Source organism: Caulobacter sp. FG7 (genome assembly GCF_057808875.1).
This window is the reverse complement of the sequence record NZ_JBMDIW010000018.1, coordinates 19,521-39,624: the sequence shown is the minus strand read 5'-3', so window position 1 is coordinate 39,624 and position 20,104 is coordinate 19,521. Positions and strand designations below refer to the sequence as shown.

The window sequence follows — 20,104 nt, the reverse complement described above, 5'->3', positions numbered from 1 at the left end:
CGCTGCCGGCCCATGCGCCCCACCAACGGGATCCACGGGTTCGGCTAGACGGATGCAGAGACGGAAATTGCGCCATGGAGCCAGCGATCAACCTCACCACCAGCAGCGGTTCGCACCGCTTGGTCGCCGGCCTGCTGGTCGCCGCGCTCGACGAGCTGGCCCCGGACCAGTCCGAGGTTCGCGCCAAGCTCGCGCGGGCCATCCAACTGGTGGGCGGCGCGCCCACGCCACTGGTCCATAGCGGCGGCTTCGCACCCTGGCAGAGCAAGCGGCTCGAGGCCCACATCAGCCAGAACCTCGAGACGCAGCTGCGCCTGGACCACCTGGCCGCGATGGTGCGGGTCAGCCGAAGCCACTTCTCCCGAGCCTTCAAGAAGAGCTTCAGGCAGTGCTTCTCACGCTATGTGATGACCCTGCGCCTGGAGCGGGCGCGCATGCTGCTGGTCAACACCGAAGCGCCGATCAGCCAGGTCGCCCTGGCCTGCGGCCTGACCGACCAGCCGCACCTGACCCGCCTGTTTCACCGGGAGTACGGCGCGCCGCCCAACGCCTGGCGCAGAGCCCACAGGCAGTTGGGCCAGGCAGCGAGCCAGGACGCCTAGGCGCCGCGCCCAAGCGGCAGGGTGATCCGGAAGATCGCCCCGCCGTCCTCATGATTGGCCGCCGAGATTTCGCCGCCGTGCTCGGCGATGATCGACTGGCAGATGGCCAGCCCCATGCCCATGCCGGTTTCCTTGGTGGTGAAGAAGCTGTCGAAGATGCTCGCGAGGTGCTGCTCGGCGATCCCGGGCCCGCTGTCGTGGACCCAGATCACCACGCCGCGCCCCGCCCTGACAGCGCCCAGGCGTATCTCCCGCAGGTTTCCACCGCTGTTCTCAATGGCCTGGATGCTGTTGACCAGCAGATTGACCAGCACCTGCTGCAGCTGGACGCGGTCGCCGTCCACGGCCGGCAGGCCGGGCTCGACCATCAGGATCAGAGCGATCGCCTTGGTCTCCACATCATGCCGGACGATCGTCAGCGCCTCGTCGATGATCTTCGACGGGTCCAGCTGACCCGGCTGCGGCTCGCGCTTCATCGCCATGGCGCGTATGCGCTGGATGATCTCGCTGGCCCGGCTGGCGCTGGCGGCGATGCGCTCGGTGAGCGTGCGCACCTTGCCGAGATTGGGACCCGGCTGGCCCAGCCAGCGCAGGCTGGTCTCGGCGTTGGTGAGGATGGCGGACAGCGGCTGATTGACCTCGTGGGCGATCGAGGTCGCCAGCTCTCCCAGGGTCGAAACCCGTGCGGCGTGGGCGAAGTTCGATTGCAGCCGGCGCAGTTCGGCCTCGGTCCGCAGGCGCTCGGTGATGTCCTCGATGGTGATGAAGGTGGTGTCCATGTATTCGGGCGGCGTCGGGTAAGTGACGCTGAACACCACGTCGAGCATGCGGCCGTCGAAGGTGGCCATCTTGGCCTGCTCGACATAGTTCCGCGCCCCTTCGAAGTGGGCCTTCATCACCCTCTTGGCCATGTCCGGCGTGGCCGAGAACAGGTAGCGGACCGACTGCAGCAGCTCCGCCGGGTTCCGCGCCCCGAACAGCGAGACCGCGGCCTGGTTGACGTCGGTGACGACGACGATGTCCTTGGCCAGTTCGACCAGCACAGGATTGTCGTCGAGATAGGCCATGACGTCGGTGATCCCCGCGGCGCGCAGGCGATGCAGTTCGTCGCCCGACCGCCTGGCGTCGACATGCCAGAGCGGCGTCGGCGAGAAGTGGATCAGCTTGCGATAGCGATCCTCGCTGGCCTGAAGCTCCCAGGCGGTGCGTTCATCGCAGACCGCGGCGTTGACCATCAGGAACAGCACGTCCGGACGCGCGGACTCGGCCGAACGCCAGGCGGTCGCCGTGGCGCCGGCCAGCAGGCCGTGTGGGCCAAGGGCGCGGGCCAGGGGCGACACAGAGGGTTGCCGCAGGGCCGCGCCCAGCAGTTCGGCCAGGCTCTCGCGGCTCTCGGCCGGCCAGAAGTCGACCAACGCCCGCCCCGCCATGTGCTCCCGGCCGACCGCCGCCCCGAACAGGCGAACGGCCCGGGTGTTGGCGTCGATGATCCTGCAGGCCTCGAGCAGGACAGCGCCGGTCTCCGCCGCCGCGGCCGCGGAAACGTCCAGCTCCCAGCAGGCGGCCGAAGCCCGCTGATGACCCGCGCGGACCTCGAACGGCGTCTCCTCGGCCTGCACGGCGAGGGGCTGGCTGTATTCGACGACGTCGCGGGCAGAACCGTCCGGATTGCGACGCACCGTGCGCCGGCCGCTGGCCACCACGGCTGGTCCGATCGCGCCACGCCGCCGCACAGCGCCCTCCCAGGCGCCCTCCAGCAGCAGCAGCGCCCATTCCTCGTCGTGCAGCAGCGGATCGGCCGCCAGGTCCGAGAGCCCCAGCCCCACCATCGCCATGGCCGGCCAGCCGTACAGGGCCTCGGCCGCGGGGTTCCAGTACCGCACCACGCCCGACGGATCGCAGACCACCACCGCCTCTGACGCGAGGTCGACGAGGTCGCCCCGCTCGCTCCGGGCCAGGCTGCGGAAGACCGTGCTCATCGCCGCCATCCCTTGAAACCGCGCTTGCCCGGGCGCGTAGCCAGCGGGAACGGCCCGCGGGATTGGACGACGGAGCGTGCGGGGGACCTCTTCATACAGACCAGGGTAGCGCCGCGCTCGCGCCCTGCCCTCACACGGACGGGGGCGCCCCGCGCCCCCCAATCCGCGTCGTGCCTTCCCGACGGTCGCAAACGGACGCGACTCGACCCGGTCCGGGATCCACGCGACGGACGATCGCCAGACCGTCCGTCGCGCCCTCTGCGACTACTTGTGCAGCGCCTTGTAGAGCGCCGTGTTGGCCTGCAGCACCGCCGCCCGGGTCGCCGGGGTTTCGGCGACGGCGTTCAGCATCATGAAGTCATGGATCGTGCCGTTGTAGCGCGTGGAGGTCACCCGCACGCCGGCCTGCAGAAGCTTGCGGGCGTAAGCCTCGCCCTCGTCGCGCAGCACGTCGTTCTCGTCGACGATCACCAACGCTTCGGGCAGGCCCTTCAGCTCGTCGACCGAGGCCTGGAGCGGCGCCACGGTCGGCTGCTTGCGGCTGGCCACGTCGGGAGCATAGGCGTCCCAGAACCACTGCATGGCCTTGCGGGTCAGCCAAGGCCCTTCGGCGAAGGTGGTGTAGGACCCCGTCTCGAAATTGGCGTCGGTGACCGGATAGAGCAGCACCTGCAGGTCGAACTTCGGCCCCTTGCGAGCCTTGGACATCAGGGTCAGCGCGGCCGACATGTTGCCACCGACGCTGTCGCCGACGATGGCCAGCCGCGAGGGATCGACCTCGAACTGGTCGGCATGCTCGATGAAATACTCGAGAGCGGCATAGGCCTGCTCGACGGCCACCGGATAGCGCGCCTCGGGCGAGCGGTCGTAATCCACGAACAGCACCGCGGCCTTGGCGCCGACGGCGATCTCGCGGGTCAGGCGGTCATGGGTGTCGACGCCGCCCAGGACCCAGCCGCCGCCATGGATGTGCAGCACCACCGGGAGCTTACCCTTCACGCCCTCGGGGCGAACGATCCGAACACGGACGGACCCGGTCGGCCCGACCGGAAACACCTTGTCCTCAATGCGGGCGGGAAGCTTGGCGACCGGGATCGCCTGCGCCCCCGACAACGCGCCGCGGGCCTCGGTCGGGGTCATGGTGTAGATCGGCTTGCCGCCGGCCAGTGAGTCCACGAAGGCCTGGGCGGCAGGGTCGAGGATCGGCTGGGCGGCGGCGGCGCCCGACAGCGCGGTCGCGACGAGGGCCGCGGCGGCGACGGTGGTGGTCTTGGACATGGCTTTGCCTCTGGATGGTCCGCGAAGACGTTTCGCGTTCCAGATCGACTAGTCCGGCCTTGATCGTCCGGCTTGGCGCTCGGCGCTCGGCTTTGCAGGCTGGAGGCCCGTTCGCGTAAGCCCCCCGAAGCGTCATCTGGCGTGGCGAACCTCCCCCGGCGGCAGCGGCACCTATCCCTTGGCATGGGTCGGACTGGCCCTTCTCCGGGCAGGCCCTGCCGGTTGTCCGGCCACCGACCGCCGACGGCGCGTCCAGCGGATAGCTACAACCGCCGCCCGATCCCCGCCCCAATGACGGCGAGCCGTGTCAATCGGACGTGACAGGGATGGTGAACGCAGGATTTTTTCCGATTTCATCCTGCGACCAACGAAGCGGTAGGCGAGCACCCTACCTGTCCGGCTCGCCCCTTCCAGCCAGAACGAGGAAAGGCGACCGCCATGACCGCCGGGGAAACAGACCAGATCTACACCGTGACCCGCGAGGCGCGGCGTGTGCGCGCCCTGTTCGAAGGGCACGACATCGCCGACAGCGACGACGTCGTGACGGTGCGGGAAACCGGACGGCCGCCGGTCTACTACTTCCCGCGTCGCGACGTGTTCATGATCTTCCTGCGCCAGACCGACAAGGTCACCCACAACCCGCACAAGGGCGAGGCGCGCTACTTCACGATCTATCGGGACCAGCACATCGTCGACAACGTGGCCTGGAGCTACGAGGCGCCGAAGGCGGCCTTCGACTCGCTGTCGGGCCGCATCGCCTTCCTGGCCGCGCACGTCGAGTTCCAGGTCGACGGCCGCTCGGCCGCCGAGACAGGGGCCGCGCTGGAAGCCGGATACGACGACTAGGACCTTCTGCCCGCCCGGGCGGGGGGAGCGCCCCTCCCCCCTGAAGAGGGCGTGCATCGGTTAGCCGTTGCACGCCCCGGAGGAGCGGCGTGATAACGCGGACCAACAAGGGTCGCGTTACGATGAACAGCCTCCAGCCAGACACCGCAAAGCCAGCCAGGAAGACGCCCTCGCCGTCCCGCGACGGCAGCGCGCTCTATGGCGCGGCGGTCGAGTACGGCATGCATTGCCTGACCTGGCTGGTGGCCCGCGACGCCCCGGTCAGCAGCCGCGACCTGGCCGAACTGCAGGGCCTGTCGCCCGCCATGATCGCCAAGATCATGCCAAGGCTGGAGAAGGCCGGGATCGTCGCCTCGACCAACGGCATCAATGGCGGCTACGCCCTGGCGCGCCCGGCCGAAGCTATTTCGATGCTCGACGTCGCCGACGCGATCGAGGGGCGAAAGTCGCTGATTACCTGCCGCGAAGTGCGCCGCAACTGCGCCCTGTTCGAGGAGGAGGTCCCGCGCTGGGCCACGCGCCGCGTCTGCGGCATCCACGCCATCATGCTGCGCGCCGAGAAGAGCATGCGCGCCGAACTGGCCCGCACCACCCTGCGCGATGTCGTCGATAACATCCCCGCCCCGCCGGAGTTCGCCCCCGAGGTGGACTGCTGGCTGGGCGCGCGGACCGCAACCAGAGAGCAATCACGGATCTCGGCCATCAGGGCCGGAACCCGCAGGAGGTCTTCCGATGACTGAGCTCGTCTCATACGCGCCAGACCGTAGCGCGCGCGTCGCCAATGCATGGTCGCCGGCGTCGCGCATCACGGTGGCCAGCGAACCGCGCAGCCTTTCGTCCGCAGAGGCCCGAAACGGCGACCTCGTTCCCCTGGTGATCGTGGTCGACGACGACGACGCGGTGCGGCTGTCGATCTGCGAACTCCTGGAGTCGGTCGGCATAGAGTCGATCTGCTTCGGCTCGACGCGCGAGCTCCTCGACGCCGACGTCCTGCACCGACCCGGCTGCATGATCCTGGACGTGCGCATGCCGGGCCTCAGCGGGCTCGACTTCCAGAGTCACTTGGCCGCCAACGGCATCCTCACCTCGATCATCTTCCTCACCGGCCACGGCGACATACCGATGACCGTCCAGGCGATGAAGGCCGGCGCCGTCGAATTCCTGACCAAGCCGGCCCGCGACCAGACCCTGCTGGACGCGGTCAACAAGGCTATCGCCGCCGATCTGGCCAAGCGCGGCGACGCCCGTACGACCCGCGAGAACTCCGGCCTCTTCATGACCCTCACCCCGCGCGAGCGGCAGGTCATGGGAGCGGTGGTCCAGGGCGCGCTCAACAAGCAGATCGCCTACGACCTGGGCATCACCGAAGTGACCGTGAAGCTTCACCGCAGCAGCGTGATGAAGAAGATGCGCGCCCCCTTCGTCACCCATCTGGTCCGCGCCTGGCAGTCCCTGCCCGAGCATTTGCGGGACGAACTTCCCGGATAAGCCTTTTGGATAGGTAGGACCGGCCCCGGATCGGGACGATGGATAAGATCCGCTATCGCCGTTCGCCGAGTAAGGGCCACAGTTTGTCCACCGCGCCTGTTTTCGCGATCATCGACGACGACGAAGCGCTGCGCCAGGCGCTGGCCGAGCTCCTCGAGGTGTCGGGCTTCGACTGCCGGACCTTCGCCGACGCCGACGGCTTCCTGTCGGCCTATGCGCCGGGCCGTTTCCTCTGCCTCGTCACCGATCTCAACCTGCCGGGCAAGAGCGGGCTGGTGCTGCAGCAGCACATGCGCTGCATCGATCCTGGCCTGCCGGTCATCATCATCTCGGCCAATCCGGACGCGCTGACCCGCTCGCGCTGTCTGGCCTCGGGCGCCGTGGCCTATCTGATAAAGCCGATCAGGGACCAGGTGCTGCTCCGTCATCTCGCCGCCGCCCTGGGCCGCTGCTGACGGGACGGACCGCCGAGGACCTGGACCCGTTATCCCTTGGGATAGGTCGCCCCCGCCTCCCGGCCCAATCGTCCAAACCAGACCCGGCGTCCTAGCGTCGCCTCGCGCGACGGCCTCCGCCGCCGCCGTTTCAGACAAACTCGCGGGAGAAAAGCCCCATGAAACTCTACTACGCCATCGGGGCATGCAGCCTCGCCGACCGCATCGCCCTGGCCGAGGCCGGCATCCCATGCGAGTTCGAGCGCGTGGACCTGCACACCCGCACGACCGAGACCGGCGCCGACTACGCGGCCATCAACCCCAAGGGCTACGTGCCTGCCCTGGTGCTCGACAGCGGCGAAATGATCACCGAGAACATCGCCATCCTGTCGTGGATCGCCGAGCAGTCGCCGAAGCTGCGCCCCGAAGGCCCCCTTGGCTGGTTCCGCCTGCTGGAGGCCCTCGCCTACATCTCGACCGAGGTGCACAAGAGCTTCCACACCTTCTTCGTCCCCGACGTCACCGAGGAGGCCAAGGAGAAGGCCCGGGCCCTGGCGGGCCTGCGCCTGGAATACCTGGCCGCCAGCCTGGGCGACGGCTATCTGCTGGGCCCGGACCTGACCGTGGCCGACCCCTACCTGTTCGTGATCATGACCTGGGCCAAGCCCAACGGCGTGGTCCTGGCCGCGCCGCTGGCGGCCTATTTCGAGCGCGTGAAGGCGCGGCCGGCCGTCGCCGCCGCCCTGGCCAGCGAAGGCCTGCAGGTGTGAGATCGGGGGCGACCTGTACCGCCGTATAGGTCGCCCCCGCCCTTTCCCCCAATCGACCCCATCCCGCCCCGCCTTCTAGCTTTTCCGTCCAGGCCTTCGGGCCGCAAGTGGAGGCTCGAAGATGAAGATCGTGGTGGTTGGCGGCAGCGGGCGGATCGGGGAGAAGCTCGTCTACAATCTGCGCCAGGACGACTATCGCGTCCTGGAGGCCTCTCCCTCATTTGGCGTGAATGCGGTAACCGGCCAGGGCCTGGACGCGGCTTTCGAAGGCGCGAGCGTCGTGGTCGACGTCACCCAGTCGCCCTCGCTCGACGGCGATGCGGCCATGGCCTTCTTCGAGACGGCCGGACGCAACATCCTGGCCGCCGGCAAGGCCGCCGGCGTGCGCCATCACGTCGCCCTGTCGATCGTCGGAACCGACCGGCTGCAGGCGAGCGGCTATTTCAGGGCCAAGAAGCGCCAGGAAGACCTGCTCAAGGCTTCGGGGCTGCCCTTCAGCATCCTGCGCTCGACCCAGTTCTTCGAGTTCATCAGCGGCGTCGTCCAGGACGGCTCCACCCGCGAAGTGGCGCTATCATCCGCCCGCGTGCAGCCGATCGCCGCCGAGGACGTGGCCGAGACCCTGGCCGACATCGCGCTGAGCGCCCCGCTGAACGGCACGGTCGAGGTCGCCGGCCCCGAGCGCTTCCGCCTGCACGAGCTGGCGAGCGAGGTGCTGACCGCCTACGAAGACCCCCGTCGCGTCTCCGTCGACGACGACATTCCCTATTTCGGCGCCCGCCTGGACGAAGCCTCGCTGCTGCCGGAAGGCTTCCCGCGCCTGGCCCCCACCCGCTTCCATGACTGGCTACGCGCCAGCCTGCAGGCGCCCGTTCCCGCCAACCAGAACCGCCGCAAGCAAGGGTGAACGTCATGAAGGTCGTAGTCGCAGGGGGAACCGGCGTGGTCGGTTCCCGGCTGGTGGACGTTCTGCGCCGCCGCAACCACGAAGTCCGGATCGCCTCGCGGGCCTCTGGCGTCGACGTCGTCACGGGCCAGGGGCTGGACGAGATCATGGTCGGGGCCGAGGTCGTCGTCGACGTGCTGAACGCCCCGGCGTTCGACGAGGCGACGGCCATGGCCTTCTTCGAGGCCTCCAGCCGCAACCTGCTCGCGGCCGCCTCGGCCGAGGGCGTCCGCCACCATCTGGCGCTGTCGATCGTCGGCTGCGAGCGGCTGCAGGGCAGCGGCTACTTCCGCGCCAAGCTGGCCCAGGAAAAGCTGGTTCAGGCCGCCGCCGTACCGTTCTCGATCCTGCGCTCCACGCAGTTCTTCGAGTTCCTGGGCGCGATCATCGCGGACGGCCAGGAGGGCGAGACCGTGCGTCTCAATCCGGCGCGCGTGCAGTTCATCGCCGCCGACGATGTCGCCGGCGCCCTGGCCGACCTCGTCGAGCGCTCGCCGGCCAACGGAACCATCGAGGTGGCGGGCCCCGACCCGTTCCGGCTGGACGACCTCGTGCAGCGCTACATGGCCTCGCGCCGCGACGACCGCGCCGTGGTCGCCGACCCGGAGGCGCTCTACTTCGGAACGCCGCTCAGCGACGAGACCCTGCTGTCGGGCGGCACGCCGCGCTTCGGCCATACCGAGTTCGATCTCTGGCTGCGCCGCGCCTCCACCGCCGCGGCCTGAGATCGGACGGCTCGCGCGCCCCGGATCCCCTGGGCGCGCGAGTCCCTTTCCAGCGTTCCCTAGATCAGCCGCCGGCCAGAACCTGCCCGGCCCGCAACGCGGCCATGTCGCGGTTAACCGTCGCCACGGCGACCAGGCGCTCTGCATCGATGTAGCGAACCTCGGCGTCGCGGTCGGCCGTCGAGCCGATCACCTCGATCCTGTCCCAGCGCTCGGCATGGCCGACATAGCGGATGGTCAGGTCGTAGTGCGCGCTCCAGAAGTAAGGCGGCTCGTGCTCCGGCGGCAGGCCCAGCATGGTCGCCGCCGCGATCTGGCCCTGGCGCTCGGCCGCCACCCAGTGCTCCACCCGAACCAGCTCGCCGCCAGGCCCGGGATAGCGGGCAATGTCGCCGGCGGCGAAGACATGCGGATCGCTGGTGCGCAGGGCTTCGTCGACCACCACGCCGCGATCGACGACCAGACCGGCCGTCTGCGCAAGTTCCAGTCGCGGGCGCACGCCGATGCCCAGCACCACCAGGTCGGTCTCGATCGTCGAGCCGTCGTCGAGGCTCAGGCGCGCGCCGTCGAACCCCTGCACCTTGCGACCAAGGTGGAAGACGACCCCGTGCTCGTCGTGCACCGCCTTGATCATGGCCCCCAGCTCGGGGCCCAGCTTGGCTTCCAGCGGCGTAGCGTCAGGCCCGACGACATGCACCTCCAGCCCACGGATGCGCAGCGCCGCCGCGGCCTCCAGGCCGATGAAGCTGGAGCCGACCACCACCACCCGGCGGGCCGAACCGAGGGCGGCGGCGTCAGCCAGGCTGCGCAGCACGTAGACGTTGTCGCGCGCGAAGTCCGGTCCCGGCGGACGGTTGGGCTCGGCGCCGGTGGCCAGCAGCAGCCGGTCGTAGCCGAAGCTCTCCCCGCCCTGCAGCGTCACCCGGCGTTCGGCCGTGTCGACCGCCTCGACATGCGCGCCAAGCCGCAGCGCGATCGCGCGCTTGCGGTAGAAGCTCTCGCCCTTCAGCGGCATCCAGGACGGATCGGCGTCGCCCGACAGGTAGTCCTTGGAGACGTTTGGCCGATCGTAGGGCGCGTCGCGGTCGGCGCTGACCAGGGTCAGGTCGCCTGCGTAGCCCAGGTCGCGAAGCCGCTGGGCGGCCGCGAAACCCGCCGCGCCGCCACCAACGATGACGATCGACGCCGGATCGCCCGACGTATCGCGTTCCGGAGCCAGGTTCGGCGCGGCCTTGGGCAGCTTCTCGCGGACGAAGATCCGGTCGCCCTCTATCTCGACCTTCCAGCGATCGAGCGGCGCCAGGGCCGGCGCCTTCAGGGCCGCTCCGGTGCGCAGGTCAAAGCAGGCGTGATGCAGCGGGCAGTTGATGCTCGCGCCCACCCGCAGGCCCTCGTGAAGCGGGCCGCTGTAGTGGGTGCAGGCGCCGTCGAGGGCGACGATCTCGCCATCGACCCGGGCCACGATCACGGGCAGGTCGCCGACCCGGCCGGCCAGCACGCCGTCCCCGGGAACTTCCGCGGCCGTCACGCCCAGGGAAAGGTCGAGACGGGAAACATCTATGTCTGACTGGCTCATGGCGGCCTCCTGCGGGCGGCTGAACGTAAAACGGCGCCGGACGCGAAGGGCTGCGTCCGGCGCCGTAATGGCAGGGTCGACGGATCAGGCGACCGGCGCGGGCGTGGGAACGCTGGTCTTCAACCAGTCCTCGAACGTGGCCGAACCCAGGATCGGGTTCGCGCCCGGAACCAGCGAGCGCTCGTCCAGCTCGACGCCGAAATAGAGCGCCTTGGGATCGGCCACGATCCTGCGGGCGTCGCCCTTGGCCTGGAGATAACGGGCCACGAACTTGTCGAGGCCGAAAGCTTCCGGTCCGGCCACCTCAAGCAGGCCGTTCACCGGCTCGGCCAGGGCCACGTCGGTCAGCACCTCGGCGACGTCGAAGGCCGAGATCGGCTGCACCGGCGCGGGCGAAACGTGCACCTCGTCGCCCACGGTCCCGGCCTGGACGATGCCGGCCACGAACGGGAAGAACTGGGTCGAGCGCAGGACGGTGAACGGGATCGGCGAGGCGCGGATCAGCGCCTCCTGCACGATCTTGGCGCGGAAGTAGCCGCTGTCCTGCAGGCGCTCGGAGCCCACCACCGACAGGGCGACATGGTGCTTGACCCCCGCCTTGGCCGCCGCGGCCAGCAGGTTGCCGCCCGAGGCCAGGAAGAACTCCAGGGCCGGGCCCGTCTCGAAGACTGGCGAATTGGCCACGTCGATGACGATCTCGGCGCCGTCCAGCGCTTCGGCCAGGCCTTCGCCGGTGACGGTGTTGACGCCGGTGTTGGGCGCGGCCGCGACGGCCTCGTGGCCAAGGCGGGTCAGTTTGGCGACGACGTTGGAGCCGATCAGGCCCGTCCCGCCGATGACGACGATCTTCATCTTGCTTCTCCTCCAAAGACAGCCGCCGCAGCCTAGGAGAAGCGCCCGCCCCCGCCATCGGTACGAGGGTATGCGACACGGCGCGTGACGGCGTAGGGCCCAGCCAAGTGCATGGACCAAGGACTGGACGGGCCGATCGAAGGGCGTAGCCGCCTCGCCTTGATCGATACCTTGGGCCGGACGGACCTATGCCAAGGACGTACAGCGCCGCGCCACCGGGTGACCACGCCCCGTCCCCGGGACAGCTTGTCGCCTTTCATGGGCGCCGACCGGCGGAGAAGCCCCCTAGACCAAGGCGTTAGGGCCTCGCCCTTCCCGCATGATGGCTCACATCCCCGCCCGCCCAGCACAGTGGCGTCGTCTTCACCGTCACAGAGGAAACGACGATGACCACCACGCCCCGCTTCGCCCCCTTCCAGCTTGTTCCCGAAGTGACCAAGGCCATGCTGGCCGTCGAGGCCGCCATCAACGCCACCAGCCTCGAGCACAGCCTCGCCGAGCTCGTCCGCCTGCGCGCCTCGCAGATCAACGGCTGCGCCTTCTGCATCTACATGCACGTGGTGGACGCTCGCCAGCACGGCGAGACCGACCTGCGCATCCAGATGCTCGACGCCTGGCGCGAGTCGCCGCTCTACACCGACCGCGAGCGCGCCGCCCTGGCCTGGACCGAGTCCCTGACCTTCATCGCCACGACCCGCGCCCCGGACTCCGACTACGCCCTGGTCAAGGCGCAGTTCAGCGACGCCGAGATCGCCGCCCTGTCGCTGCTGATCGGCCAGATCAACTCGTGGAACCGCCTGCAGGTGGCCGCGCGCACCGGTCACGCCGTGCAGCCGGCCGCCTCGGCGGCCTAAAGGACGCGTCGAACTCTCCCCCCGCTTGTTCGACGCCGGAGGGCGGCCAGTCCCTGCTACCCCGCGACGTCAGGCCGTCTTCCGTCACGCCCCGGCTCCCCCAGCGGGCCGGGGCGTGACTTCTCATTTCCCTTGGAGGATCCACCGTGACGAAATCCATCATCGTCGGCCTGGCCGTGGTCCTGGGCGCGCTCGCCGTCGCCAACGGCCTGTTCATGCTGATATCGCCCGAGGGCTGGTACTTCGCCGTGCCCGGCGTAACCTCGACCGGGTCCTACAACCAGCACTTCATCCGCGACATCGGCCTGATCTTCATGCTGATCGGCGCCAGCTTTCTGTGCGGCGCGAGACGGCCGGACCTGCGGCTGTTCCTGTGGGCGGCCCCGACCATCTGGCTCTCGGGACATGCCCTGTTCCACTTCTGGGAGGTGGCGGTCGGGATCTGCTCGGCATCGGTCATCCCGCGCGATTTCCCGGCGGTCACCCTGCCGGCGATCCTGGGCTGGGTCGTGACCCTCTGGGCCCTGCGCAGCAACCGCAAGGCCGCCCTGATCCTGGGACGCTGATCCGACCACAACTTTCGCATCATTCGAAACCGGCTGGGGCGACCGCTCCAGCCGGTTCTTTTCGTCGTCTCTAGACCGAGACGCCGCCGTCGATGGTCAGGCTGGCGCCGGTGATGAAGCCGGCCTCGTCGCGCGCCAGGTACGAGACCAGGCCCGCCACTTCGGTAGGCCGCCCCATGCGTCCCAGCGGGATCAGCGGCAAGATCATCTCCACGTGGGCCGAGGTCATGTCGGTGGTGGTCGGCCCAGGCTGGATGTTGTTGACCGTGATCCCCCGCGCGGCGAGATCCAGCGCCGCGCCCTTGACCAGGGCCGCAATGGCCGCCTTGGCCATGGTGTAGAGCGTCGCTCCCGTGAATCCGACGCGTTCGACGATGTTGCTGCCGATGGTGACGATCCGCCCGCCGTCAGCCATCCGCGGCGCGGCGTGGCGCACGGCCGCGAAAGCCCCTCGGACATTGACCGCCATCACCCGATCGAATTCCTCGAGCGATATCTGCTCGATCGGACCTCGATGCAGCACGCCGGTGCTGGCCACCAGGATGTCCAGCCGCCCGAACCGCGCCAGCGTCTCGTCGATCACCGCCTCGACCTGGGCGGCGTCGCCGCTGTCGGCCTGGATGGCGACGACCTCGCAACTCTGGCCGCCCAGCCGCGCAGCCAGGTCCCGCGCCTGGTCCGGCGAGGCGAAGTAGGTGAAGGCCACCTTGGCTCCGTCCATGGCCAGTCGTTCGACGATGGCCGCGCCGATACCGCGCGACCCGCCCAGCACCAGGGCGACCTTGCCCTGGTGTTCGCCTTCGAAATCCATCTCGATCCTCGTTTCTGGAAGCGCTGCCGCTCAGTTCTCGGCGGCGTGGTGGCGACCGTCGGCCAAGTGGACGACGCGTCGATCGGGCAACAGCCACAGCGCGGCGACGGCCACGTAGAAGACCAGTGAAGCCGCGGGCGAGACGATGGCGACCAGCACGCCGGCGGCGTATCCGGCGATCGAAAGATTGGTCTTCCAGTCGCCGCCCAAGGCGGCGGCCAGCGGCGATCCCCGCCCCTCGTGGCGCGCCAGTCGCGAGCCCAGGACGCGGAAGGCCGCGCCGGTGACCAGGAGCAGCACGCCGTAGGTCATCACAGGCGCGCGGGCGAAGTGGCTCTGCTCCATCCAGGCCGTGGCGAAGGGGATCATCGACAGCCAGAACAGCAGGTGCAGGTTGGCCCACATCACCGAGCCGCTGATGCCGCCCGCGGCCCGCAGCAGGTGATGGTGGTTGTTCCAGTAGATCCCGACATAGGTGAAGCTCAGCGCGTAGCTGAGAAAGGTCGGCAGCAGCGGCAGCAGCGCGGCCAGATCGCCGCCTTTGGGCGGCTGCAGTTCCAGCACCATGATGGTGATGATGATCGCGATCACGCCGTCGCTGAACGCTTCCAGGCGCGTCTTCGAAATCTGTGTCGCCATTGCCGGGGCCTCGCGGAAAAACGCCCCGACGCTTGTGAGAAGCGCCTGACGCTGGCCCTGAGCAATAGCGCGAGGCCCCTCGCCCAGCCCACCCAGCCAAGCGTAGCCCCCGACCTACACTTTGGTCGTTGATCGCCTGAACGAAGGCTCAGATGTGCGCTTGCCGGATGTGTTCGCCCCCCGGCTTGCGGACCGCTATCACCTCGCCGCGAGAGCGCCTACAGCCTGAGCCAAGGCGCGACGCCCCGGGCGAGCCCCGTAGGGCGCGCGCGCCCTACGGGTCGCAAGGCCGCAAGGTAAGCCCCAGACGCCGGATACAGATCCGGCGACCGGCGCTATATCACCCTCACTCCCACTCGATCGTGCCAGGGGGCTTGCTGGTGACGTCGTAGACGACCCGGTTGACGCCACGGACTTCGTTGATGATCCGGGTGGCGGTCTTGCCGAGGATTTCCCAGGGGAATTCGAAGAAGTCGGCGGTCATGCCGTCGGTCGAGGTCACCGCGCGCAGGGCCAGGACGTTCTCGTAGGTGCGGGCGTCGCCCATGACGCCGACCGTCTTGACGGGCAGCAGCACGGCAAAGGCCTGCCAGATCTTGTCGTAGAGGCCGGCGTTGCGGATCTCTTCGAGATAGATGGCGTCGGCGTCCTGCAGGACCTTGACCTTCTCGGGCGTGATCTCGCCCGGGATGCGGATGGCCAGGCCCGGGCCGGGGAACGGGTGGCGGCCGACGAAGGCCGGGGCCAGGCCCAGCTCGACGCCCAGGGCGCGGACCTCGTCCTTGAAAAGCTCGCGCAGCGGCTCGACCAGCTTCAGCTTCATGTAGTCCGGCAGGCCGCCGACGTTGTGGTGGCTCTTGATGACGGCCGACGGGCCGCCGCGGGCCGAGACGCTCTCGACGACGTCGGGATAGAGCGTGCCTTGCGCCAGGAACTGGGCGCCGTCGATCTTGGCGGCTTCCTTGTCGAAGACCTCGATGAACAGGCGGCCGATGGTCTTGCGCTTGGTCTCCGGGTCGGAGACGCCCGCCAGCTCGCCCAGGAACAGGTCGCCGGCGTCCACATGGACCAGCGGGATATTGTAGTGGTCGCGGAACAGAGTGACGACCTGGTCGGCCTCGTTCTTGCGCAGCAAACCCGTGTCGACGAACACGCAGGTCAGCTGGTCGCCGATGGCTTCGTGGATCAGGACGGCGGCCACCGAGCTGTCGACGCCGCCAGACAGACCACAGATCACCTTGCCGTCGCCGACCTGGTCGCGGATCTTCTGGACCATCTCCTGGCGGAAGGCCGCCATGGTCCAGTCGCCCTTCAGGCCGGCCAGGGCCAGGAAGTTCCTGTAGATCTGCGGACCGTTGACGGTGTGGTAGACCTCGGGGTGGAACTGCAGCGCGTAGATCTTCTTGGCGTCGTTGGCGATGGCGGCGAAGGGCGCGCCGTTCGAGGTGCCCACCACTTCGAAGCCCTCGGGGATGGCAGTGACGCGGTCGCCGTGGCTCATCCAGACGGTTTCCAGCTCGCCGACGCCTGCCAGGCCTTCGAACAGCGGGCTCTGCTTGCCGATGGTCAGCTCGGCGCGGCCGAACTCGCCGGCGTGGCCGCCCTCGACCTTGCCGCCCAGCACATCGCACAGCAGCTGCTGGCCGTAGCAGATAGCCAGCATCGGCAGGCCCAGATCAAAGAGCTTGCGGCCGATGCGGGGGCTGTCTGCCTCCAGCACGCTGGCCGGGCCGCCCGACAGGATGATCGCCGAGGGCTGGTACTCATCGACCAGGGCCTCGGCCTTGTCGAACGGATGGATCTCGCAATAGACGCCGGCCTCGCGCACCCGGCGCGCGATCAGCTGGGTCACCTGGCTGCCGAAGTCGACGATCAGGACGCGCTGGTGGTGGGGTTCGGTGGTCATCGGGCGGGTCTCCAGCGGGTCGGGCGTCTAGATCAGGGTGCGTAGGTCGAGCGCACGAGCACGGCGGCGAAGAAGCCGTCCGTACCGGCGCGGTGCGGGGTCAGGCGCAGATAGCCTTCCGGGGTCACATGCGTGACGCCGTCGAGGGTGATCGGCTTGACGGTGAATTCGGGGTGGCGCTCGAGGAAGGCCGCGACGCGGTCCTCGTTCTCCTCGGTCAGCAGCGAGCAGGTGACGTAGATCATCCGGCCGCCCGCCTTCACGAAGGTCGAGGCGTCCTCCATGACGCTGTCCTGCTCGATCTGGCGCTTGGCCAGCTGGTCGGGCGACAGGCGCCATTTGGCGTCGGGATGGCGGCGCCAGGTGCCGGCGCCGGTGCAGGGGGCGTCGACGAAGACGACGTCGATCTTGCCTTCCAGCCCCTTCAGCGGCTGAGCCTCGATCGGCGAGCGAATCTGCAGGTTGCGCACCCCTGCCCTCTGGCCGCGACGGATGGTGTCGGCCAGGCGACGGGCGTCGCTGTCGTGGGCGAAGATCTGGCCGCTGTTGCCCATGGCCGCGGCCAGGGCGAGCGTCTTGCCGCCGCCACCGGCGCAGAAGTCGAGCACCTGCTTGCCCTTGACCTCGCCGGCCACGGCGGCGGCGATCTGCGAGCCCAGGTCCTGGACCTCGAACCAGCCCTTGGAGAAGGCCGGCACGGCCTCGACCGACGGCGTGCGGTCGGCGGCGGCGGGCGCGGGGATGCGGAAGGCGTTGGGCAGGATGCCGGCCGGGGCGGCGTTGATCGGGGCCAGGGCCTTGGCCCCGCGCTCGGCGTCGGTCTTCAGGGTGTTGATCCGCAGGTCGACCGGCGCGCGCTCGGACAGGGCCGCCATCTCGGCGACCTGATCGGCGCCCAAGGCGCGGGCCAGGTGCGGCTCCAGCCAGTCGGGATAGTCGCCAGCCACAGGCGCAGGCGCGCCGTCCAGCGAGACAGGCGCCTTCAGGCGGGCCTGCTCGGCGTCGGTCAGCGCGCCAAAGCCGTGTTCTTCCGAGGCCGCCTCGCCGATACGCTCGGCCGGCCACTTCCAGACGAAGGCCAGAACGCCGAGCACGACGCCGCGCGCGGCGGGATCGCCCATCATCCAGCCCAGCGAGCGCTTGCGACGCAGGGCGTCGAGCACCAGGCCCGAGACGAACGCCCGATCCTTGGAGCCGGCGTAGCGGGCGGCCTCGCCCCAGCGCTTGAGCGCCATCTTCACCGGAAAATGCCGCGTCTCGATCTCGGTCAGAACCTCGATCGCCGCGGAAACCCGTCCTCCGTCACGCATGGAGCTAAATCACCAACGCCAGAAGGACCAAGCCCAGGCCCGCCATCGAGGCGACCCAGACCAGGCTGCGAACGACCGGCACGCCGAACGCATAGAGAAAGACATAGACCGCCCGGGCGCCGACATAGAGCGCGGTCCCGGCGACGGTCAGCGCGCCGAGCCGGCCGCCCAGATAGGCGACCAGCACGGCGGCGACGAAGAAGGCGAAGGTCTCGCGGAAGTTTGCGAAGGCCCTTTCGAGCCGTCCGGCCATGCCGGTCAGCACGACCGGCGTCTCCCGCGAGCCGACATTCCACTTCAAGCCGCGCTGGGGCTGGGACGCCGCGCTGGCCCACAGGAGGTGGACCAGCCCGATGACGACCGAAACCGCCAGCATCTGCAGCTCGAAGGCCATCTGCATGGCCTAGACCGCGCTCGGATAGTTCGGAGCCTCGCGCGTGATCATCACGTCGTGGACGTGGCTTTCACGCAGGCCGGCGCCGGTGATCCGGACGAAGCGGGCGCGTTCCTGCAGCTCGGGGATGGTCGGCGCGCCGACATAGCCCATGGCGGCGCGCAGGCCGCCGACCAGCTGGTGCAGCACCGGGGCGATCGGACCCTTGAACGGAGTCTGGCCCTCGATGCCTTCCGGCACCAGCTTGAAGCTGTCGGTCACTTCCTTCTGGAAGTAACGGTCGGCCGAGCCGCGGGCCATGGCGCCCACCGAGCCCATGCCGCGATAGCTCTTGTACGAGCGGCCCTGGTACAGGAACACCTCGCCCGGCGCCTCTTCGGTGCCGGCGAACATCGAGCCCATCATGGCGGTCGAAGCGCCCGCGGCGATGGCCTTGGCCAGGTCGCCCGAGAACTTGATGCCGCCGTCGGCGATCACCGGCACGCCGCTCTCGCGACCGGCGCGGACGGCTTCCATGATCGCGGTCAACTGCGGCACGCCCACGCCCGCGACGATGCGGGTGGTGCAGATCGAGCCCGGGCCGATGCCCACCTTCACCGCGTCGGCGCCGGCGTCGATGAGGGCGCGGGCGGCGTCGTAGGTGGCGATGTTGCCGGCCACGATCTGGACGCGGTTGGCTTCGCGCTTCAGGCGCGAGACGGCCGCGGCGACCTGGCTGGAGTGGCCGTGGGCGGTGTCGATGACGACGACGTCGACGCCGGCGTCCACCAGACCCATCGAGCGCTCGAAACCGGCGTCGCCGACGGTCGAGGCCGCGCCGACCAGCAGGCGGCCCTTGTCGTCCTTGGCGGCCAGGGGGTGAGCCTGGGCCTTCTCGATGTCCTTCACCGTGATCAGGCCGACGGCGCGGTAGGCGTCGTCGACGACGATCAGGCGTTCGATCTTGTGCTTGCGGAGAAGCTCGCGGGCCTCGCGGTGATCCACGCCCTCGCCGACCGTGATCAGGTTCTCGCGGGTCATCAGCGCCGAGGCCGGGACGTTGGCGTCGCCCTCGAAGCGCATGTCGCGGTTCGTGAGAATGCCGACCAGCTTGCCCGTCTCGCGCTCGACCACCGGGAAGCCCGAGATCTTGCGGCGGGCCGTGATCTCGCGGACCTCGGCCAGGGTGGTGTCGGGGTTGATGGTCAGCGGGTTGATGACCATGCCGCTTTCGTAGCGCTTGACCTCGCGGACGTGGTCGGCCTGCTCCTCGTTGGAGAGGTTGCGGTGCAGGATGCCCAGGCCGCCGGCCTGCGCCATGGCGATGGCGAGACGGCTTTCGGTGACCGTGTCCATGGCGGCGGACACGAGCGGGATGTTCAGACTGATTTCACGCGTGAACTTGGTCTCGGTCGTCACTTGCGTCGGCATGACGTCGGACGGACCAGGTTCGAGCAAAACGTCGTCGAAGGTGAGCCCTTCGCGAATCTCCATCGGATTCTCCATTTTGCGGCGCTCGTATAGTCGCGAGGCGGGCGTTTGTCGAGGCGTGGAGAGCGCCCTGCGGCATGAAATCTGCGCTCTCAGGCTGGAGGGCGAAATTCCAGTCCCAGATCCCGCGCCACACCTTCCAGGCGCTGATCCTGCGTCCAAAGGCGGGCGCCGGCGGTCAAGCGCACGGCCGCCAGAAGGTGCGCATCGACATGGCCGATCGCCCGCCCGTGGAGCCGATGCCCTTCGACAAAGTCGAACACTTCCGCATCGGTCGCCGAGGTCGCCATCGGGATCTGCCGCAGAGCTTCCAGAAAAGCCGTTCGGTTCTTGATATTGCCGAGCGCCAATTCGCCGACGACGAAAGGATGGACGAGCACCTTGCTCTCTTCCAGCAACCGCACAAGCACCGCATCGGCGGAGCGAAGATGAGCAACCCAGACCGAACTATCGACCAGGATCACGCCGCCTAGGACCTTCGACGAGGAGCAAGCTGGAGCTCTGGCTCGCTGCCGCCCAGCAGCGCCAGTCGACGTGCGCTTTCGCGCTCGACAAGAGCCTTCAGGGCCTCGCGCACCAGCGCCGCCTTTTCCTGGATGCCCGTAAGAGCGGCGGCCCGGTCCAGCAGTTCGTCGTCCAAGGCCAGTGTCGTGCGCAT

The 20,104-nt window shown here is 68.9% G+C and carries 22 protein-coding genes; 10 read left to right on the top strand and 12 right to left on the bottom strand.

Annotated elements, in window-relative coordinates; translation table 11 throughout:
• The first annotated feature begins 74 nt into the window (after positions 1 to 74).
• Positions 75 to 602 (top strand): helix-turn-helix domain-containing protein, encoded by a 528-nt coding sequence (locus tag ACODR1_RS15825; RefSeq protein WP_488881301.1) that lies wholly within the window; start codon positions 75 to 77, stop codon positions 600 to 602.
• Here the strand turns inward: ACODR1_RS15825 and ACODR1_RS15820 are convergent.
• On the bottom strand, positions 599 to 2,581 hold the full coding sequence (locus ACODR1_RS15820; RefSeq protein WP_488881300.1) for an ATP-binding protein: 1,983 nt from the start codon (positions 2,579 to 2,581) through the stop codon (positions 599 to 601). The genes ACODR1_RS15825 and ACODR1_RS15820 overlap by 4 nt on opposite strands.
• 264 nt (positions 2,582 to 2,845) lie before the next feature.
• On the bottom strand, positions 2,846 to 3,859 hold the full coding sequence (locus ACODR1_RS15815) for an alpha/beta hydrolase (protein WP_488881299.1): 1,014 nt from the start codon (positions 3,857 to 3,859) through the stop codon (positions 2,846 to 2,848).
• A 438-nt stretch (positions 3,860 to 4,297) separates the two neighbouring features.
• Here ACODR1_RS15815 and ACODR1_RS15810 point away from each other — a divergent pair, with 438 nt between their 5' ends.
• The 7 genes from ACODR1_RS15810 (at position 4,298) to ACODR1_RS15780 (ending at position 9,068) form a co-directional block, all read left to right on the top strand.
• Positions 4,298 to 4,705: a DUF427 domain-containing protein gene (locus tag ACODR1_RS15810; protein ID WP_488881298.1), complete on the top strand. Its 408-nt coding sequence runs from the start codon at positions 4,298 to 4,300 to the stop codon at positions 4,703 to 4,705.
• A 122-nt stretch (positions 4,706 to 4,827) separates the two neighbouring features.
• Complete coding sequence (locus ACODR1_RS15805; protein ID WP_488881297.1) at positions 4,828 to 5,445, top strand: RrF2 family transcriptional regulator; 618 nt, start codon at positions 4,828 to 4,830, stop codon at positions 5,443 to 5,445.
• Positions 5,438 to 6,193: a response regulator transcription factor gene (locus tag ACODR1_RS15800; protein WP_488881296.1), complete on the top strand. Its 756-nt coding sequence runs from the start codon at positions 5,438 to 5,440 to the stop codon at positions 6,191 to 6,193. The genes ACODR1_RS15805 and ACODR1_RS15800 overlap by 8 nt, the downstream gene beginning before the upstream one ends.
• An 83-nt stretch (positions 6,194 to 6,276) precedes the next feature.
• On the top strand, positions 6,277 to 6,648 hold the full coding sequence (locus ACODR1_RS15795; protein ID WP_488881295.1) for a response regulator transcription factor: 372 nt from the start codon (positions 6,277 to 6,279) through the stop codon (positions 6,646 to 6,648).
• Positions 6,649 to 6,806: 158 nt separating this feature from the next.
• Positions 6,807 to 7,397: a glutathione S-transferase N-terminal domain-containing protein gene (locus ACODR1_RS15790; RefSeq protein WP_488881294.1), complete on the top strand. Its 591-nt coding sequence runs from the start codon at positions 6,807 to 6,809 to the stop codon at positions 7,395 to 7,397.
• A gap of 121 nt (positions 7,398 to 7,518) precedes the next feature.
• Positions 7,519 to 8,304 (top strand): SDR family oxidoreductase, encoded by a 786-nt coding sequence (locus ACODR1_RS15785; RefSeq protein ID WP_488881293.1) that lies wholly within the window; start codon positions 7,519 to 7,521, stop codon positions 8,302 to 8,304.
• Positions 8,305 to 8,309: 5 nt separating this feature from the next.
• Complete coding sequence (locus ACODR1_RS15780) at positions 8,310 to 9,068, top strand: SDR family oxidoreductase (protein WP_488881292.1); 759 nt, start codon at positions 8,310 to 8,312, stop codon at positions 9,066 to 9,068.
• 64 nt (positions 9,069 to 9,132) lie between these two features.
• Here ACODR1_RS15780 and ACODR1_RS15775 read toward each other — a convergent pair whose 3' ends face one another.
• Both ACODR1_RS15775 and ACODR1_RS15770 read right to left on the bottom strand, forming a co-directional pair.
• Entirely contained in the window at positions 9,133 to 10,644 is a 1,512-nt protein-coding gene (locus ACODR1_RS15775) for an FAD-dependent oxidoreductase (protein ID WP_488881291.1), read from the bottom strand.
• Positions 10,645 to 10,728: 84 nt separating this feature from the next.
• Entirely contained in the window at positions 10,729 to 11,496 is a 768-nt protein-coding gene (locus ACODR1_RS15770; RefSeq protein ID WP_488881290.1) for an SDR family oxidoreductase, read from the bottom strand.
• Positions 11,497 to 11,882: 386 nt separating this feature from the next.
• On the opposite strand from ACODR1_RS15770, the gene ACODR1_RS15765 reads away from it, so the two are divergent.
• On the top strand, positions 11,883 to 12,350 hold the full coding sequence (locus ACODR1_RS15765) for a carboxymuconolactone decarboxylase family protein (protein ID WP_488881289.1): 468 nt from the start codon (positions 11,883 to 11,885) through the stop codon (positions 12,348 to 12,350).
• A gap of 146 nt (positions 12,351 to 12,496) precedes the next feature.
• Positions 12,497 to 12,916, top strand: coding sequence for a hypothetical protein (locus ACODR1_RS15760; RefSeq protein ID WP_488881288.1), 420 nt, complete (start codon positions 12,497 to 12,499; stop codon positions 12,914 to 12,916).
• Between the two features lie 70 nt (positions 12,917 to 12,986).
• On the opposite strand, the gene ACODR1_RS15755 is transcribed toward ACODR1_RS15760, so the two are convergent.
• The 8 genes from ACODR1_RS15755 to ACODR1_RS15720 form a co-directional block, all read right to left on the bottom strand.
• Positions 12,987 to 13,727, bottom strand: coding sequence for a 3-oxoacyl-ACP reductase family protein (locus ACODR1_RS15755; RefSeq protein ID WP_488881287.1), 741 nt, complete (start codon positions 13,725 to 13,727; stop codon positions 12,987 to 12,989).
• Between the two features lie 30 nt (positions 13,728 to 13,757).
• Entirely contained in the window at positions 13,758 to 14,366 is a 609-nt protein-coding gene (locus ACODR1_RS15750) for a TMEM175 family protein (protein WP_488881286.1), read from the bottom strand.
• Positions 14,367 to 14,712: 346 nt separating this feature from the next.
• Entirely contained in the window at positions 14,713 to 16,272 is a 1,560-nt protein-coding gene (guaA, locus tag ACODR1_RS15745) for a glutamine-hydrolyzing GMP synthase (RefSeq protein ID WP_488881285.1), read from the bottom strand.
• A gap of 32 nt (positions 16,273 to 16,304) precedes the next feature.
• Positions 16,305 to 17,582, bottom strand: a complete 1,278-nt coding sequence (locus tag ACODR1_RS15740) for an RsmB/NOP family class I SAM-dependent RNA methyltransferase (RefSeq protein WP_488881284.1) — start codon at positions 17,580 to 17,582, stop codon at positions 16,305 to 16,307.
• Positions 17,583 to 17,586: 4 nt separating this feature from the next.
• Positions 17,587 to 17,982, bottom strand: a complete 396-nt coding sequence (locus ACODR1_RS15735) for an MAPEG family protein (RefSeq protein ID WP_488881283.1) — start codon at positions 17,980 to 17,982, stop codon at positions 17,587 to 17,589.
• A 3-nt stretch (positions 17,983 to 17,985) separates the two neighbouring features.
• Positions 17,986 to 19,449, bottom strand: coding sequence for an IMP dehydrogenase (gene guaB / locus ACODR1_RS15730; protein WP_488881282.1), 1,464 nt, complete (start codon positions 19,447 to 19,449; stop codon positions 17,986 to 17,988).
• Positions 19,450 to 19,538: 89 nt separating this feature from the next.
• Positions 19,539 to 19,910, bottom strand: coding sequence for a type II toxin-antitoxin system VapC family toxin (locus tag ACODR1_RS15725; protein WP_488881281.1), 372 nt, complete (start codon positions 19,908 to 19,910; stop codon positions 19,539 to 19,541).
• A 5-nt stretch (positions 19,911 to 19,915) separates the two neighbouring features.
• The gene (locus ACODR1_RS15720) at positions 19,916 to 20,104 is read right to left on the bottom strand and encodes a type II toxin-antitoxin system VapB family antitoxin (RefSeq protein ID WP_116491435.1); all 189 of its coding nucleotides are present in this window, start codon (positions 20,102 to 20,104) and stop codon (positions 19,916 to 19,918) included.